At 44.0% G+C, this 17571-nt stretch carries 15 protein-coding genes and 1 other annotated feature; all 15 genes read right to left on the bottom strand.

The window, feature by feature from the left end; genetic code table 11:
• Window positions 1-3: 3 nt before the first annotated feature.
• Window positions 4-639: an orotate phosphoribosyltransferase gene (pyrE, locus tag NAF01_RS08875; protein WP_048007919.1), complete on the bottom strand. Its 636-nt coding sequence runs from the start codon at window positions 637-639 to the stop codon at window positions 4-6.
• Window positions 629-1348: an orotidine-5'-phosphate decarboxylase gene (gene pyrF / locus NAF01_RS08870; protein ID WP_048007918.1), complete on the bottom strand. Its 720-nt coding sequence runs from the start codon at window positions 1346-1348 to the stop codon at window positions 629-631. The genes pyrE and pyrF overlap by 11 nt, the downstream gene beginning before the upstream one ends.
• Entirely contained in the window at window positions 1317-2261 is a 945-nt protein-coding gene (locus tag NAF01_RS08865; protein WP_197214824.1) for a dihydroorotate dehydrogenase, read from the bottom strand. Before NAF01_RS08865 ends, pyrF begins: the two co-directional genes overlap by 32 nt.
• Window positions 2258-3034, bottom strand: coding sequence for a dihydroorotate dehydrogenase electron transfer subunit (locus tag NAF01_RS08860; RefSeq protein ID WP_283914500.1), 777 nt, complete (start codon window positions 3032-3034; stop codon window positions 2258-2260). The genes NAF01_RS08865 and NAF01_RS08860 overlap by 4 nt, the downstream gene beginning before the upstream one ends.
• Window positions 3034-6246, bottom strand: a complete 3213-nt coding sequence (gene carB, locus NAF01_RS08855; RefSeq protein WP_197247979.1) for a carbamoyl-phosphate synthase large subunit — start codon at window positions 6244-6246, stop codon at window positions 3034-3036. Before carB ends, NAF01_RS08860 begins: the two co-directional genes overlap by 1 nt.
• The gene (locus NAF01_RS08850; protein WP_197247970.1) at window positions 6225-7331 is read right to left on the bottom strand and encodes a carbamoyl phosphate synthase small subunit; all 1107 of its coding nucleotides are present in this window, start codon (window positions 7329-7331) and stop codon (window positions 6225-6227) included. Before NAF01_RS08850 ends, carB begins: the two co-directional genes overlap by 22 nt.
• Entirely contained in the window at window positions 7328-8614 is a 1287-nt protein-coding gene (locus tag NAF01_RS08845; protein ID WP_197214820.1) for a dihydroorotase, read from the bottom strand. Before NAF01_RS08845 ends, NAF01_RS08850 begins: the two co-directional genes overlap by 4 nt.
• The gene (locus NAF01_RS08840) at window positions 8577-9515 is read right to left on the bottom strand and encodes an aspartate carbamoyltransferase catalytic subunit (protein WP_197214819.1); all 939 of its coding nucleotides are present in this window, start codon (window positions 9513-9515) and stop codon (window positions 8577-8579) included. The genes NAF01_RS08845 and NAF01_RS08840 overlap by 38 nt, the downstream gene beginning before the upstream one ends.
• Window positions 9516-9665: 150 nt before the next feature.
• A complete protein-coding gene (locus NAF01_RS08835; RefSeq protein WP_197214818.1) occupies window positions 9666-10970 on the bottom strand; it encodes a solute carrier family 23 protein in 1305 nt (434 codons plus the stop codon).
• 138 nt (window positions 10971-11108) lie between these two features.
• Complete coding sequence (pyrR, locus tag NAF01_RS08830; protein ID WP_197214817.1) at window positions 11109-11657, bottom strand: bifunctional pyr operon transcriptional regulator/uracil phosphoribosyltransferase PyrR; 549 nt, start codon at window positions 11655-11657, stop codon at window positions 11109-11111.
• A 178-nt stretch (window positions 11658-11835) separates the two neighbouring features.
• A complete protein-coding gene (locus NAF01_RS08825) occupies window positions 11836-12747 on the bottom strand; it encodes an RluA family pseudouridine synthase (RefSeq protein WP_197214816.1) in 912 nt (303 codons plus the stop codon).
• A complete protein-coding gene (gene lspA / locus NAF01_RS08820; protein WP_009330836.1) occupies window positions 12719-13216 on the bottom strand; it encodes a signal peptidase II in 498 nt (165 codons plus the stop codon). The genes NAF01_RS08825 and lspA overlap by 29 nt, the downstream gene beginning before the upstream one ends.
• 79 nt (window positions 13217-13295) lie before the next feature.
• Window positions 13296-13583, bottom strand: coding sequence for a hypothetical protein (locus NAF01_RS08815; protein WP_250802135.1), 288 nt, complete (start codon window positions 13581-13583; stop codon window positions 13296-13298).
• Between the two features lie 173 nt (window positions 13584-13756).
• Window positions 13757-16528 (bottom strand): isoleucine--tRNA ligase, encoded by a 2772-nt coding sequence (gene ileS, locus NAF01_RS08810; protein WP_250802134.1) that lies wholly within the window; start codon window positions 16526-16528, stop codon window positions 13757-13759.
• 94 nt (window positions 16529-16622) lie between these two features.
• Window positions 16623-16888 (bottom strand) — a binding site (T-box leader).
• Window positions 16889-16938: 50 nt separating this feature from the next.
• Window positions 16939-17457, bottom strand: a complete 519-nt coding sequence (locus tag NAF01_RS08805) for a DivIVA domain-containing protein (protein WP_048007906.1) — start codon at window positions 17455-17457, stop codon at window positions 16939-16941.
• Between the last annotated feature and the right edge of the window lie 114 nt (window positions 17458-17571).

Here is a 17571-nt window from a genome sequence, read left to right as displayed (position 1 = left end):
TGACTAAAACTGAATTGCTTTTCCCCACTCAGCTGGGTCTTTTCGCCATTCAATCAGCTTATTCATATCTTCTTCCTGGATATAGCCCTTTTCAACAGCTACTTCTGTCAGAGCTTCAATATCAGTCAGAGTATATGCTTCGATGTGTTCTTCGGCCAGCATTTCTTTTCCTTTTTGAAGCTGGTATGTGAAGATCGCCGCCACACCCAGCACTTCACAGCCTGCTTCTCTTAAAGCCTTGACAGCAGTAATGGCACTTCCACCTGTTGAGATCAAATCTTCAACAACAACAACCTTCTGGCCTTTATCAGCTTTGCCTTCAATTTGCTTTCCTTTTCCATGGCCCTTGGCCTTGGAGCGGACATAGCACATTGGCAGTTCCATATTGTCACTGACCCAGGCTGCATGCGGAATGCCCGCTGTGGCTGTCCCTGCAATTAGTTCTGCTTCAGGAAATTTATCTAAAATGATAGCCTGAAGGCCGGCAGCAATTTCTTTTCTGACTTCAGGAAAAGACAGTGTCAAACGGTTATCGCAATAAATGGGGGAACGAAGTCCTGAGGACCATGTAAACGGATCGTTTGGGTTTAGTGCTACAGCCTTTATATCCAGTAATTTTTCTGCTATTTTATGCTTCATTCAGAACACCCTCCCAGGATTGCTTGCATTGAATATACTTTTCGAATGGATTTTCCGCTCTGGTAATCGACCTTCCCACCACAATGGCAGAAGCCCCTTCTTTTCTTGCGAACTCAGGTGTGGCCACTCTCTTCTGGTCTCCATCATCGTCAGAGGACAGGCGTATTCCCGGTGTTACAGTCAAAAAAGAAGAACCTATTTGCAATCCTATCTCCCTCGCCTCAAAGCTTGAACATACTACACCATCAAGTCCTGCTTCTTTGGCAAGATTGGCATAATGAAGAACAGACTCATTTAAAGAAACAGCGATTAATTGGTCTGATTTCATTTGCTGTTCGGATGTGCTTGTCAGCTGCGTCACAGCAATACAAGATGGCCTTTTCCCAGTGCTTCCTGCTTCAAGTCCTTCACATGCTGCTTCCATCATGGCTTTTCCTCCTGCGGCATGCACATTTACCATATCGCAGCCAAGCCCGGCAAGACGCTTCATTGCACTTTTTACAGTATTCGGAATATCATGAAGCTTGAGATCAAGGAAAATATCGTGCCCTTGTTCCTTTAAATCGTGAACAATGGAAGGTCCCTCCTGGTAAAATAGCTCCATGCCGACCTTTAGAAATAACTTTTCATTTTCAAAGCCCTGCAGAAAATGATGAACTTCCTTTTTTCCTGGAAAATCAAGAGCAATAATGAGCGGCTTTTTTTTCATGTTTCTTCCAGCTCCTTCCTGTGCATTCGCTAATATGTTCATACCCGAGCTTCTTAATAAGTTCTGGCAGCTCACCGATAATTTTAGGACACACAAAGGGATCTACAAAGTTAGCTGTCCCAACCGCTACTGCACTTGCACCTGCGTAGAAGTATTCGATGACATCCTCTGCAGATTCAATTCCTCCCATGCCGATGATCGGAAGGGATACCTGCTGGCTCACTTCATATATCATCCGGAGTGCGACTGGCTTGATGGCTGGCCCTGAAAGTCCGCCTGATTTATTTGCCAAAATCGGATTGCCGGTTTTTAGATCGATTCTCATGCCAACAAGCGTGTTGATCATTGTTAAACCGTCCGCTCCGCCATCTTCTGCTGCTTTAGCCATTTCTACAATATTTGTGACATTTGGCGAAAGCTTCACATAGACAGGTACTTCAGAAACCTCTTTTACTTTTTTCGTTAGATTTTTTGCAATTTCCGGAATAGTGCCAAATGCAATTCCGCCTGTTTTCACATTCGGGCATGAGATGTTGAGTTCAAGTGCATGTACATTCGGACTTGCAGAAATTTTCCTGGCAACCGCAATATAATCCTCTTCCTGCGAACCGGCTACATTGGCAATGATCGGTACATCGTATTGTTCAAGCCATGCCAGTTCTTCATTTACCACTTTTTCCAGGCCGGGATTCTGCAGACCAATTGCATTTAACATCCCTGCAGATGTCTCAGCCACTCTTGGTGTTGGATTTCCAAATCGGGGCTCTAAAGTCGTCGCCTTTATCATGATTGCGCCCAATTGGCTCAAATCATACAGCTGGCTGAATTCCCTGCCGAAGCCAAAGCATCCGGATGCAGGCATGATTGGATTTTTCAATTCCAGCCCAGGCAGACTGACGTTTAATGAATTCATAGAACTACCTCCCCTGCTTTAAAGACCGGTCCGTCACTGCAGACTTTTTTATAACTGTAACCTTCCGGGTCATCCCCTGTATGGCAGACACATGCAAAGCATGCCCCGATGCCGCATCCCATTCGTTCTTCCAATGACAGGAATACCTTTTTATGAGGGAATTGATTTTCAAGCGCCTTCAGCATCGGCGTCGGGCCGCAGGAATATAAAACATCAAAATCAATATTCAGCCGATTAATAACATCTGTAACAAAACCCTTCATTCCTGCGCTTCCATCAACTGTAGCCAGGTAGGTCTCGCCCAGCCGGGAAAACTTTTCCTCATAAAATACTGCGCCCGCTGATTGAAAACCCAGGACGTGGATCACCTTAACGCCACGGTTTAAAAGCTGATTGGACAGTTCATATAAAGGGGGGACTCCGATTCCTCCCCCTACAAGAAGTGCCGTCTCTCCCCGGCCAGCTTCACTGATCGGAAACCCATTTCCAAGTGGTCCCAGTACATCAGTGTAATCACCAGGTTTTTTTTCTGAAAGCAATGCCGTTCCTCTGCCTTCAGCACGGTAAATCATTTTAAACTGGCTTTCATCAGGTGAAATTTCTGCAATGCTGATTGGCCTTCTCAGCATTGGATCATAGCCCTCCGATATTTTCAAATGGACAAATTGCCCGGGCTCTTTCATTTCATGAACAAGCTCACCTTGAAGGGTGAGCTCGTAAATGTTTTCGGCCAGTTTAATTTGTGATATTACTTTACATTGTTCCTGTCTGATCAAGATAAAACCGCCTCCCGGACTTCTTCTGGCTTATCCATCGCGTCTGCTGAAAAATTCATTGATTCGATTACTTGAAGGATTGCTTCTGCCGTATCAAGTGAAGTTAGGCATGGCACGCCATTTTCCACTGATTCACGGCGGATGCGGAAGCCATCTCTGGCAGGCTGTTTTCCTTTTGTTAAAGTGTTAATAACAAATTGCGCTTCGCCATTTTTTATGACATCCAGAAGGTTAGGCCCTTCTGAGCCGATTTTCCCAGTTACTTTTACAGGGATGCCTTCAGTTTTCAGGAATAAAGCCGTTCCGCTTGTCGCCATTAGTCTGTAGCCGATGGATACAAATCTTTTTGCCAGCTGCAGAGCTTCTTCCTTATCCTTGTCGGCGACAGTCATTAGTACAGTTCCAAACGGCTGGATTTTCATGCCGGAAGCAACAAGGCCTTTATAAAGGGCTTTTTCAAGTGTGGAATCTTTCCCCATAACTTCACCTGTTGACTTCATTTCAGGCCCTAAAGTGATGTCTACTCTTCTTAATTTCGCGAAAGAGAACACCGGCACTTTTACGAACACGCCTTTTCTCTCCGGAACAAGGCCGGATCCAAAGCCCTGCTGAGCAAGAGTTTGGCCCATGATAACCTTTGTGGCGATTTTAGCCATTGGCACATTTGTAATCTTGCTCAAGAACGGAACTGTCCGGCTTGAACGCGGGTTGACTTCCAGGACATATACTTCCCCTTTAGCCACTACATACTGGATATTTAGCAGACCTATAATGCCAAGGCCTTTGGCCATCTTCTCCGTGTACTCAACAAGCTTGTTTTTGATTGCTTCTGATATATTTTGCGGAGGATAGACTGCAATGGAATCTCCTGAGTGTACTCCAGCTCTTTCTATATGCTCCATGATGCCTGGAATAAGCACATTTTCACCATCCGAGATAGCGTCCACTTCAATTTCCTTCCCAGTCAAATATCGGTCAATTAATACTGGATGCTCCGGGTTTACTTTTACAGCATTTTCCATATAATATAGTAGCTCATCTTCTTTATAAACGATCTCCATGGCTCTTCCGCCAAGTACATATGATGGTCGGACGACTACTGGATATCCGATTTCACCGGCAATTGCTACTGCCTGCTCCACTGACAGGGCAGTCTTTCCTTTAGGCATCGGGATGCCAAGCTCAGCAAGAGCTTGCTCAAATTTATCCCGGTCTTCTGCCCGGTCTAAGCTTTCAAGCGAAGTTCCCAGAATTTTCACGCCTCTTTCAACCAGATCTGCTGCAAGATTAATAGCCGTTTGTCCGCCAAATTGCACAACTACCCCTTCCGGTTTCTCAAGATCGATAATGTGCATGACATCTTCAATCGTTAGCGGCTCAAAATAGAGCTTATCGGAGATGCTAAAGTCAGTAGAGACTGTTTCAGGATTATTATTAATGATGATTGCTTCATATCCTGCTTCCTTAATGGCCCATACCGCGTGAACAGTTGAATAATCAAACTCCACTCCCTGCCCGATCCGGATTGGTCCTGAGCCCAGAACCACAACACTTTTGCGGCCGGATACTTCCGATTCGTTCTCATCTTCATAAGTTCCATAGAAATACGGAGTTTCCGATTCAAATTCCGCTGCACATGTATCAACCATTTTATAAACCGGTTTAATCGCATGTTCTTTTCTCCAGCTGTATACTTCCAACTCATTTGAATCCCACAGCCTGGCAATTACCAGATCGGCAAAGCCCATTTCCTTTGCAGCTTTCCCTGTTTCAGGGTCAAAAGGATTTTCAGTTAGTACATTCTCAAAATCTATGATTTTCTTAATCTTATAAAGGAAGAATAAATCAATTTTGCTCCATTCATGGATCGTCTCGATAGTGACTCCCCTTCTGATGGCTTCACCGATATAAAACAGACGTTCATCTCCAGCTTTACGGATTCGCTTTTCGATCAATTCATCAGAAATTTGGCCGGCATCCTTCAGCTCAAGATGATAAATGTTTGCTTCAAGTGAACGTACTGCTTTCAGGAGAGATTCTTCAAATGTCCGTCCTATTGCCATTACTTCTCCTGTAGCCTTCATTTGGGTGCCAAGCGAACGGTTTGCAGATTCAAACTTATCAAACGGCCAGCGCGGAATTTTTGAGACAATATAATCCAATGCCGGTTCAAAGCAGGCATATGTTTTTCCTGTCACAGGATTCATCATTTCATCAAGTGTCAGCCCTACCGCTATCTTGGCTGCCAGTTTGGCAATCGGATAACCTGTCGCCTTTGAAGCCAGCGCAGATGAGCGGCTTACACGCGGGTTGACTTCGATAATGTAATAATTGAAGCTATCCGGATCAAGCGCCAGCTGCACATTGCATCCTCCTTCAATCTCGAGGGCGCGGATAATTTTTAATGAAGTGTTTCTCAGCAGCTGATATTCACGATCACTCAAAGTTTGGCTTGGCGCTACAACGATTGAATCTCCCGTATGAACCCCTACCGGGTCAAAGTTTTCCATATTGCAGACAACAATCGCATTGTCATTGGAATCCCGCATCACTTCATACTCAATTTCCTTAAAGCCCGCAATGCTCTTTTCAAGCAAACACTGTGTAACAGGGCTGTTCTTTAAGCCGCTAGTCACAATTTCAATCAGATCTTCTTCATCGTGGCAGATGCCCCCGCCTGTTCCCCCCAATGTGAAAGCAGGGCGCACAATGACCGGATAGCCAATCCTGTTTACAAACTCATATGCCTCATCCAGGTTATGAATAATTTCACTTTCAGGCACTGGTTCGCCAAGTTCATTCATCAAGTTTCTAAAAAGGTCCCGGTCTTCCGCCTTTTGGATAGCAGATAATTTTGTACCGAGGATTTCAACCCCGCATTCTTCCAAAACACCTGATTCAGCAAGCTCTACTGCCAGGTTTAATCCCGTCTGTCCCCCAAGAGTTGGAACGAGCGCATCAGGACGTTCTTTCCGGATAATGCGGCTGACGAATTCCAGCGTAAGCGGCTCTATATATACCGCGTCAGCAATCTCGGTATCTGTCATAATAGTGGCAGGATTTGAGTTTACAAGAATTACGCGGTAGCCTTCCTCTTTCAAAGCAATGCAGGCCTGTGTTCCGGCATAATCAAACTCTGCTGCCTGCCCGATGACAATTGGTCCTGATCCGATTACTAAAATACTTTTTATATCTGTACGCTTTGGCATGCTGCAGCACCTTCCTCTTTATGTGATTCAATCATTTGCAAGAATTGTTCAAATAATCCGTTTGCATCCTCGGGTCCCGGTGAAGCTTCAGGATGATATTGAACAGTGAATGCAGGGACTTCTTTATGCTTTAAGCCTTCAATTGTTCCATCGTTTAAGGCGATATGTGTTACTTCAAGCGGCGTACCAGTAATTGAATTTTCTTCTACTGAGTATCCATGGTTTTGAGATGTTAAAGCGACTTTTCCGGTTTGCAGATCTTTCACCGGATGGTTTGAACCGCGATGGCCGAATTTCAGTTTTTCTGTATTGGCACCGCAAGCAAGGGCAAAAAGCTGATGTCCCAGACAAATTCCGAAAATCGGTACTTTTCCCAGCAGTCCTTTAATCATTGTGATGGCTTCCGGAACATCTTTCGGGTCTCCAGGGCCATTTGAAAGCATAACTCCATCCGGGCTCATGCTGAGTATTTCTTCAGCTGGTGTATTATAAGGCACAACAATCACATCACAATCCCGTTTGTTCAGTTCTCTTAAGATCCCGTGTTTCATGCCGAAATCTACAAGGACTACCCTTCTGCCGCGGCTAGGGCTTGGATAAGGTGTCTTAGTTGACACTTGCTTAACCTGATCGTTTCGCAGCTTGGTTGCCCGCAGTTTTTCAATGATTACTTCCGGGTTTTCACTTATGCTGCAAATAGCACCTTTCAGCGTACCATGCTGCCTGATAATTCTTGTTAATTTCCTGGTATCTATGCCAGCAATTCCAGGGATGTTTTTCATCTTAAAATATTCTTCAATCGATTGTTCATTTCTCCAGTTTGAAGGAAACTCGCACGCTTCTTTCACAATGAAACCGGAGATTGCCGGGGAGATCGATTCAAAATCGTCTCTGTTTATCCCATAATTTCCGATTAAAGGGTATGTCAAGGTTACGATTTGGCCGCAGTAGGATGGGTCAGACAGGATTTCCTGATAACCCGTCATTCCTGTATTGAATACTACTTCTCCAATTGAATTCGTATCACTTCCGAATCCCTTTCCAATAAAAATTGTTCCGTCTTCCAGAATCAGCTGTTTTTTCATGCTTTTACACTCCCTCTGTCCCAAACAATTTTTCCGCCTGCTATTGTCACTGCCGGCCAGCCTTTACAATCCCAGCCGGTAAATGGCGTGTTTTTCCCTTTTGATAAGAACTGAGCTGGATCAATCTTTTCCTGACGGTTCAGGTCAAGCAGGACAAGATCTGCTATTTCACCAGCTTCCAATTTCCCTGATTGAATGCCGAATGCCTCTGCTGGCTTGATTGTTAAGTAATCAATCAGCTGCTTTAGAGTGAATATCCCCTTCTCAACGAAGTGGGTGTAAAGAAGCGGAAAGGCAGTTTCAAGTCCGACAATCCCGAAAGGCGCCAGTTCCATCCCCTCTTCTTTTTCTGCTGCTGTATGTGGTGCATGGTCGGTGGCAATAAAATCTATTGTGCCATCCTGCAATCCTTCGATTAAGGCAGCTCTGTCATCTGCTCCTCTTAATGGAGGATTCATTTTAAAGTTAGCATCCAGACCCGGGATATCTTCTTCACATAGAAGGAGGTGATGAGGTGTCACCTCGGCTGTTACCTTGATGCCTGCACGCTTTGCATCTCTTACCACCCTGACAGACTCTTTCGTGCTGATGTGGCAGACATGATAATGGCAGCCGGCAGCTTCTGCAAGAAGAACGTCCCTTGCGATTTGCACTGATTCACAGACAGAAGGAATACCATTTAAACCGTTCTCTTTAGCAAAAACTCCATCATGTACGGAGCCTTTGTTAATGAGGGTATTTTCTTCGCAGTGGGCAACAATAGGCATGTTAAGATCTGCGGCATTCCTCATTGCCTCAAGCATCATGGCTGCTGATTGCACCCCTACTCCATCATCTGTAAAAGCAAACGCCCCAGCTTCCTTCAAAGCTTTAAAATCGGTTAATTCCTGGCCAAGCTCACGGATTGTAATCGATGCATAAGGCAGAACCTTGACCGCCGCAGTCTCATCAATACGGCTGTTCAATTTTTCAAGCTGTTCTTTTGTATCAGGTACCGGCCGGGTATTCGGCATCGCAGCAACCGTTGTGAAACCGCCTTTAGCAGCTGCTCTTGTGCCAGTTTCGATTGTTTCTTTCTTTTCACCGCCTGGTTCACGCAAGTGGACGTGCAGGTCTATAAAACCTGGAGCAATCAGCAATCCTTCTGCATCAATCACTTCCTGCGCCTCTCTCCCCACACCTGCACCTATCTCAGCGATTTTTCCTGACTTTATGTAAATGTCCGTTTTTTCAAAATTCCCTTCCTTAGTAAGCAACTGGCCATTTTTTATCAATGTTGACATGTTTAGCTCCCCCTTCAATATGTTCAATTGATCGTTTTAATACTGCCATTCGGATGTACACACCATTTTGCATCTGCTTAAAAATCCTGGAACGACCGCATTCCACTAAACAATCTGCTATTTCAACACCCCGATTTACAGGTGCCGGATGCATAATAATGCTGTTTGGCTTCATTGTTCTTTCACGATCTTCTGTAAGACCGTATGCCAGGTGGTATTCTTCAGCAGATTGGTCAGCTTTCGATTCATGCCTCTCATGCTGTATTCTCAGCAGCATGACAACATCAGAAGTTTCTATAGCTGTGTCAACATCTTCATACATTCCATTCTCAAGCATTTCTTCATCGAACCATTCTTTTGGACCTGAAAAAACAACCTTTGCACCGAGCCGGACAAGTGCATCTGCATTGGATCTTGCGACACGGCTATGTGCGATATCACCAATGATGGCTACTTTTAATCCTTCAAAGGATCCGAATTCCTGTTTAATCGTCAGCAGATCCAGCAGTGATTGTGTTGGATGGTGCCCGCAGCCATCCCCTGCATTCAGGATGGACACACCGCTTTTGTCTGCCAATTCGTCAAAGTAGCGATCCTCGCTATGGCGGATGACGACTGCATGTACACCGATCGCTTCCAGCGTTTTGACTGTGTCGTATAATGACTCACCCTTGGATACACTTGATGTGCTGACTTCAAAAGGAATTATATCCAATCCAAGCCGCCTTTCCGCCACTTCAAAGCTGCATTTAGTTCTTGTGCTATTCTCAAAGAAAAGGTTAGCGACAAAAACCTTTTGTTCAGGAGTCCATGTTCCGCCGTTTAAAAAATATTGCGCATCTTCAAGGATTTTATTGATTTCTTTAATTTCCAACTCTGAGGTAGTGAGCAAATGTTTCATTTTTTATCCTCCCCTTCAAAAAAAGCACCCTGCCGATTTGGTCAGGGTGCTGCAAAGTTGAGGCAGCCGGATATACGGATACACTGATACCGTATAGCCAGGTTTGCCGCCAACACCCTTTTAAGCCTCTCGGGACTTAGTTAAAAAGCATTAAGCTACTTTATTTTTTTTTTCGGTTTCTGTTTCAAATATATCTTCCTTAGTCTCTTCCCTGCCAGGGAGAATCAGGTTCAGGAGAACACCGCTGATTGCTGCCAGTGCCATTCCTTCCAGTTTGAATGCCCAAATCTCGATATGAGCTCCCCCAATTCCCAGGACAAGGATGACTGATGCGATAACAAGATTGCGGTTGTTTCCAAAATCCACTTTGCTGTCAACCAGCATTCTTAATCCTGATGAAGCGATGATCCCGAACAGCAGGATCGATACGCCGCCCATTACTGGAGTAGGGATCGAGCTGATCAGTGCTGTCACCTTGCCAATGAATCCGAAGATGATGGCGATGACTGCAGCACCCGCAAGTACATAGACACTGTAAATTTTCGTGATGGCGAGTACACCAATGTTTTCACCGTAAGTTGTCTTTGGCGGACCCCCGATTAATGCCGAGATCATTGTTCCTGTTCCATCAGCAAGGATGGAGCGGTGAAGACCCGGTTCTTTAATGTAATCTTTTCCAACTACTTTTCCAAGGACAAGCTGATGACCGATATGTTCAGAGATAGTCACAACAGCTACTGGAATCATTAGAAGCGCAAGATCCAGGGTTATCCTCACTTCATAATCTGCGAACGGGAATAAGAATTCCGGCATTTCGAACCAGGCGGCCTGCTGTACAAGCGAGAAGTCGATCAGGCCCACAGCCAGTGAGTAAACATAGCCGATGATGATCCCTGCCAGAATCGGCACCATACTGAGCATACCTTTTGCATAGATGGAAAAGATGATTGTTGCACCTAAAGTGATAAGCGCTGCTGAGAAATGCAGCATGCTGTATTCACCAGTGTCAGGATTGTTCATAGCCATCCCGACCGCTGTCCCTGCTAATGCCAATCCGATTACAATGATCACAGGTCCTACCACAATTGGCGGAAGCAAATTCATAATCCAGCGGTAGCCTGCTTTCTTGATGATCAGGGCTACTGCCCCATACACAAGTCCAGCCATGAAGCTGCCGATCATGGCAGCACCCGGGCCTCCGGCAGCTTTGGCAGCTAAGATCGGGGCAATGAATGCGAAAGATGAACCAAGGTATGCCGGCACCTGCCATTTTGTAATGATTAGGAAGGCTATCGTTGCCAGTCCGCTTGAGATTAGTGCAATGGCAGGATTTAATCCTACTAAGTATGGTACAAGTATAGTAGCTCCGAACATAGCGAATAAATGCTGTAAACTTAATGTCAGCCAATGGGCTGGTTTTGGTACATCCTTTATATCTAAAATAGGCTTATTCATTACGACCTCTCCTCTGCATTTTATTAAAAAACCCTCTTTGCAGGAGTGCAAAGAGGGTTCAAGAGCACAGCAAAAGACAGACCGATTCTGCTGTGTTCCCCTTTGCCAGCCTCTCTGGACTGCATTTAAAAGGGCTATTTAATTTTCATATATACTTACCTGGTCGTTTTCATCCACTTCCTTCAGCTCGACGACAATTTTTTCCGAACTGGAGGTTGGAATGTTCTTTCCTACATAATCAGCTCTTATCGGAAGCTCCCTATGGCCGCGGTCCACAAGGACTGCAAGCTGAATCTGAGATGGCCTCCCAATATCGATCAGCGCATCAAGGGCTGCTCTAACTGTTCTTCCTGTATAAAGAACATCATCGATCAGGATCACCTTCTGATCGTTAATATCTTTTGGAACATCGGAGCCTTTGACAAGCGGCTCCTGATTTTCAGTCTTTTTCGTAAGATCATCTCTATAGAGAGTGATATCAAGTTCGCCTACTTCAATTTTGGCTCCCTCGATTTGTTCAATTCTTTCCGCCAGGCGGTTCGCCAGGTAAATCCCCCTGGTCCGGATGCCAATCAGTATGCAATTTTCAATCCCTTTATTTTTCTCTATGATTTCATGAGCAATCCTTGTCAGCGCTCTCCTGATTGCCTGGTCATCCAAAACAATTGCTTTTTGCTGCTGCATCATGATCACCCCTATTATCAGATTTTATATGCAAAAAACCCTCTCACCGATCAGGTGAGAGGGTAAACTGCAGAATAAGGACACAATTCTCCTTATTCAATCCGTTTCCTTCCCAGCCTCACGGGACTGTTTTAAAGGACTTATTCAACTATAGTCATCATATAGCACAATTGGACAATTGTCAACGATTATTTGCCAGGTTCTCTACTAGATCCTTAAAGTAAGCAGGTGCAGGTGCTTCAAATTCAAGGTACTCACCAGAACGTGGATGTTCAAAGCCAAGAACGCCTGCATGAAGTGCCTGTCCTCCGATATCAAGTGTCTTTCTGGGACCGTATTTAGGATCTCCCGCAAGAGGATAGCCAATGTATTTCATATGAACCCGGATTTGATGTGTTCTTCCCGTTTCCAGCTGGCATTCCACCAGTGTGAAATCCCTGAAACGCTCAATGACCTGAAAATGCGTAACCGCGTGTTTTCCATTGTCCACAACACTCATACTTTGACGATCTTTGGGATCGCGGGCGATTGGCGCATCAATAGTACCGTAGTCGTGTGGAATAACTCCATGGACAATGGCCCGGTACTTACGTGTAACAGTTTTGTTCATCAGCTGGTTCACAAGACTCTCATGTGCCATATCATTCTTTGCAACCATGAGAAGTCCCGACGTATCTTTATCGATTCTATGAACTATTCCGGGCCTCATGACCCCATTAATTCCTGATAAGTCTTTGCAATGAGCCATAAGACCATTTACAAGTGTTCCAGTTCCATGCCCGGCTGCAGGATGGACAACCATTCCTTTCGGTTTATTTACAACGAGGACATCCTGGTCTTCATAATAAATATCCAAATCCATTTCTTCCGGCACTACATCCAGTTCTTCTGGTTCAGGTATTGATATTTCAATTTTATCGTTTGCGGAACATTTGTAATTAGTTTTAGGCTTTTGGCCATTCACCAAAACATTGGCATCCTTGATCCATTGCTGTACCTGAGTTCTTGACCAATCCGCATTCAATGTGGATAACACTTTATCTATTCTTTCTCCTGCCTGTTCATCAGGAATGATGTGTTCCATTTTCTCCATAAGATTTCTCCTTTTTCTTTGCTTCTCTCTCTTCAAGCAGCATCTGAATCATCAATAGTCCTACCCCAATGACCAGCGCTGAGTCAGCAATATTGAAAACGGGAAAGTCATAGCCAAAAATATAAGTGTTTACAAAATCCACCACTTCTTTTCGAAATACCCTGTCAATAAAGTTTCCAATTGCTCCGCCCAGCATCAGGCCCAAAGAGACTCCAAGAAGCAATTTGCCTTTGGCTGCTTTTTGAATGTAATAAATGATACCAATTATGACAATAACGGTTATAACGTAGAAAAACCACATTTGCCCCTGCAGGATGCCCCAGGCAGCGCCACGGTTGCGGTGCGATGTAATATAAAGAAAGTCCTCAATAACTTTAACACTTTCTCCTAATTCAAAGTTCTTTACAATCAGCCACTTCGTAAACTGATCAAGTGCAATAACGAACAATGCAATTATGTAATAAAACACAAAGGCAACCCCCATATCTCATATCATTACCTTTGCATTTTAGCACAATCTGAATAAAAAACACAGCACACGCTTAAACTCAGTGGAAAATAGACTTTCTGTAGAAATCCCCCAGTCTGCTGCAATCCTCCATTGTTTTTAAAGTAGGAATCATCTGCAGCAAATCTTCCGGCAGGAGCTCACCCGACATTTCACACTTGCCGAATTTTCCTGATTCAATTTTGGAAAGTGTTTGTTCAATATCATATAGCTCTTCCAATAAAATAGGCTTTATCAAAGGGGAACTGTTGCCTTCCATAAGCTTTTCCAATATTTCCTGTCTTGTATTACGGAGTTCTGTATATAGCCCTTCTGCTTTTGCATCCATGCTTTTTCCTCCGTTCTGAGATGTTTACTTTATTATTTTCTCGGAACGGATTTCAGACACGGACAAACTTTTAGCAAACGGCACAACATTTAGTGAAGGTGGAATTATTTATAAAAAGGATTTGAAGAAGTTAATCAAAAACAGTCCCCCAATATTTGAGGGACTGCCGGTATTTAAGCCAAGTGGCTATAATTATTTTTTACAACATCAGCACAGCGAGGGCAAAGCGTGTCATATCCTTCTGTCTTGCCAACTTCTGGAGTGACTGTCCAGCAGCGGTCGCATGTTTCGCCTTCTGCTTTGGAAACAACAATAGCAGTGTTTTCAAATTTCACGGCATTTTCAGGAGCATCTGAAAGGCTTCCTGCTACTTCGAATCCAGATACGATAAAGAGCTGCTGAAGATTTTCCTGAATTGAATCCAGAAGGCTCTTGGCTTGATCATTTACATAAAGAGTTACTTTAGCAGTAAGTGATTTGCCGATCACCTTCTCATTACGTGCTTCTTCCAATGCCTTAAGGACATCATTGCGAAGCTTCATGAATGCAGTCCATTTATCTTCCAGCTGCTTCGCGTTCGGAAGCTCTGTATATTCAGGCATATCTGTTAATTGAACACTTTCTTCTTTCACATTCGGTATAAAGCTCCAAACTTCATCAGATGTATGGGAAAGAATAGGTGCAACAAGCTTAGTAAGAGCAATCAGGCTCTCATAGAGAACAGTTTGGATTGCACGGCGTTCTGCATTATCTTTTGCTTCAATATAAAGGACATCTTTTGCAAAATCAAGGTAAAATGCACTAAGGTCCAATGTGCAGAAATTGTTGACAGCGTGGTAGATGCTGGCAAATTCATAGCGATCATAGGACTCGCGAACACTCTTGATTAGCTTGTTCAGCTTCACTAGCATAAACTGATCTACTTCACGCAGATTCTCAAAGGATACCAAGTCTGCTGCTGGATTAAAATCATCCAGATTTCCAAGCAAGAAGCGGAAAGTATTGCGAATCTTTCTATACACTTCTGCAACCTGCTTCAGAATTGCATCAGATACCCGGACATCAGCCTGATAATCAACTGAAGCCACCCATAAACGCAAAATGTCTGCACCAAGCTGGTTCATAACTTTTGCCGGAACAACTACATTTCCGATGGATTTACTCATTTTCCTTCCTTCACCATCAAGGGTGAAACCGTGGCTCAGCACTCCTTTGTAAGGCGCTTTCCCTGTCACTGCTACCGCAGTTGAAAGTGAAGAGTTAAACCAGCCTCTGTATTGGTCAGAACCTTCAAGGTATAGATCTGCTGGACGCTGTAAATCATCGCGCTCTAAAAGAACTGCCTGGTGGGAAGAACCGGAATCAAACCAAACATCCATGATATCCGTTTCTTTTGAAAACTGGCCATTCGGGCTTCCTGGATGTGTAAAACCTTCAGGCAGCAATTCTTTCGCTTCTTTCTCGAACCAGATGTTTGAACCGTGTTCACGGAAAAGGTTTGAAACATGTTCAATCGTCTCATCTGTGATAATTTCTTCGCCATTTTCCGCATAAAAGACCGGAATAGGCACTCCCCATACACGCTGGCGGGAGATGCACCAATCTCCGCGATCCCGGACCATATTAAAAAGTCTGGTCTCACCCCATGCAGGATACCAATTTGTTTCCTTAACAGCTTCCAAAAGCTCATTGCGGAAATCCTTAATGGATGCAAACCATTGGGCAGTAGCACGGAAAATAACAGGCTTTTTCGTTCTCCAGTCATGCGGATAAGAGTGCGTAATAAAAGTCAGTTTTAATAATGCTCCTGCTTCCTCAAGTTTCTCAGTAATCGGCTTATTGGCTGCATCATAGAATAACCCTTCAAAGCCGGGAGCTTCATTTGTCATGTTTCCTTTATCATCTACCGGGCATAATACGTCAAGCCCGTACTTCATGCCGACTTGGAAATCATCTTCCCCATGTCCGGGAGCAGTATGAACACATCCTGTACCGGCATCAGTTGTAACATGCTCACCCAGCATGACAAGAGAATCACGGCCATAAAGCGGATGTTCAGCAATTACATTCTCAAGGTCAGTCCCCTTAACCGTCTGGACAACTTGATAACCTTCCCATTCGAACTCTTTAGCAACAGCTGCCAATAAATCTTCTGCAACCATAAACTTTTTGCCGTTTGCCTCAACTACAGTATAAGAAAGGTCCGGATGAACTGAAATTCCAAGGTTTGCCGGAATGGTCCATGGAGTTGTAGTCCAAATGACGATATGAGTATCTTGATCCAATACTTCTTTGCCATCTTTTACTTTAAATGCAACATAAATGGATGGCGAACGTTTGTCTTTATATTCAATTTCCGCCTCTGCCAAAGCTGATTCAGATGACGGAGACCAATAAACAGGCTTTTTGCCTTTATAGATATAGCCTTTTTTTGCCATCTCCCCAAAAACCTTAATTTGCTGGGCTTCATATTCCGGCTTAAGTGTGATGTATGGGTTCTCCCAATCACCGCGGACACCTAAGCGTTTAAATTGTCCGCGCTGGCTGTCGATCTGCTCATATGCGTATTCTTCACATAGCTCGCGGAACTCAGCAACACTCATTTCTTTACGCTTTACGCCTTTGTTTGTCAGCGCCTGCTCAATTGGCAGACCATGTGTATCCCAGCCAGGAACATAAGGAGCATTATAGCCAGTCATCGACTTAGAGCGGACGATAAAATCCTTTAAGATCTTGTTCAGCGCATGGCCGATGTGGATGTCGCCATTTGCATATGGAGGGCCATCATGCAGAACAAACATCGGACGGCCTTTTGTCCGTTCCTGGACCTTTTCATAAATGTTCATCTCTTCCCATTTCTCCTGGATTTCAGGTTCGCGCTTTGGAAGATTGCCGCGCATTGGGAATTCAGTTTTTGGCATTAATAAACTATCTTTGTAATCCATTCCTTTTCCTCCTGTTTGTAACTCATTAAATACCATGATAGCCAATGAGAGCTTAGAAAAACCTCGGGAAAATACAAAAAACCCTCTCATCCCAAAAAGGGACGAGAAGGTTTTATTCTCCCGCGGTACCACCCTTGTAGATGAAATATAATGAAATTTCATCCGCTCAAAGCATTCTTAACGTGAATGATCCGCCTTGGCCTACTGATTGCTTAACGTTCGGCAAGGAACTCAAGGGTGATTTTCCAGCTTTTGCTTATACCCGGGCTTCCACCATCCCCGGCTCGCTTACAGAGTGAGTATGCCGCTCTGAACATAAGCTATTTGAAAAGACTGTACTGTCCCTCTCATTGTTGATAAACATTGTATTTACTTTGTTTTAAAATTATATGCGATATTTCCAGCTTTCGTCAAGCCAGTGATTCTTCTTCTTCTCTTAATGATTTGAGTTCAGTGGAGTCCAGCTTATATTCCATTAAGTGATCCCAATCATCGTTATTCAGCATATCAAGCTGTGCTTCAACAAGCATTTTGAAGCGTGTTCGGAATACCTTGGACTGTTTCTTTAAATCCTCAATATCCAATGCGATTTTTCTTGCTTTGGATAGGGATTCATTCACTATCCTGTCAGCATTTTTTTCAGCTTCTTTAATGATAAGCTTTGCTTCTTTGTGAGCATTGCGTTTGACTTCTTCTGCTGCTTCCTGTGCAACCACAATAGATTTATTAAGTGTTTCTTCAATTGTGGTAAAGTGGCCAATGCGGTCATTCGTTTCATTGAGCTTTTCTTCTAGCTCTTTTTTTTCCCTGATCAGGATTTCATAGTCTTTTATGATTTGGTCGAGGAATTCGTTCACTTCATCTTCGTCATAACCTCGGAATCCTTTGCTGAATTCCTTGTTATGAATATCTAACGGTGTTAATGGCATTAGTGCCACCTCCCAGGTCTGTTGATCTTATGTACATTTGTTTGAGCCTGCTGGTTCTATTTAATTATAGCAGACTCCGCTGTCTTTTGATTATTTATTCGACAGGTTGTTTCA

Source organism: Cytobacillus firmus, assembly GCF_023657595.1.
GTDB classification, from domain to species: Bacteria; Bacillota; Bacilli; order Bacillales; family Cytobacillaceae; genus Cytobacillus; species Cytobacillus firmus_B.
Note: the sequence above shows the minus strand (reverse complement) of the source record. Positions and strands in the feature narration are given on the sequence as shown.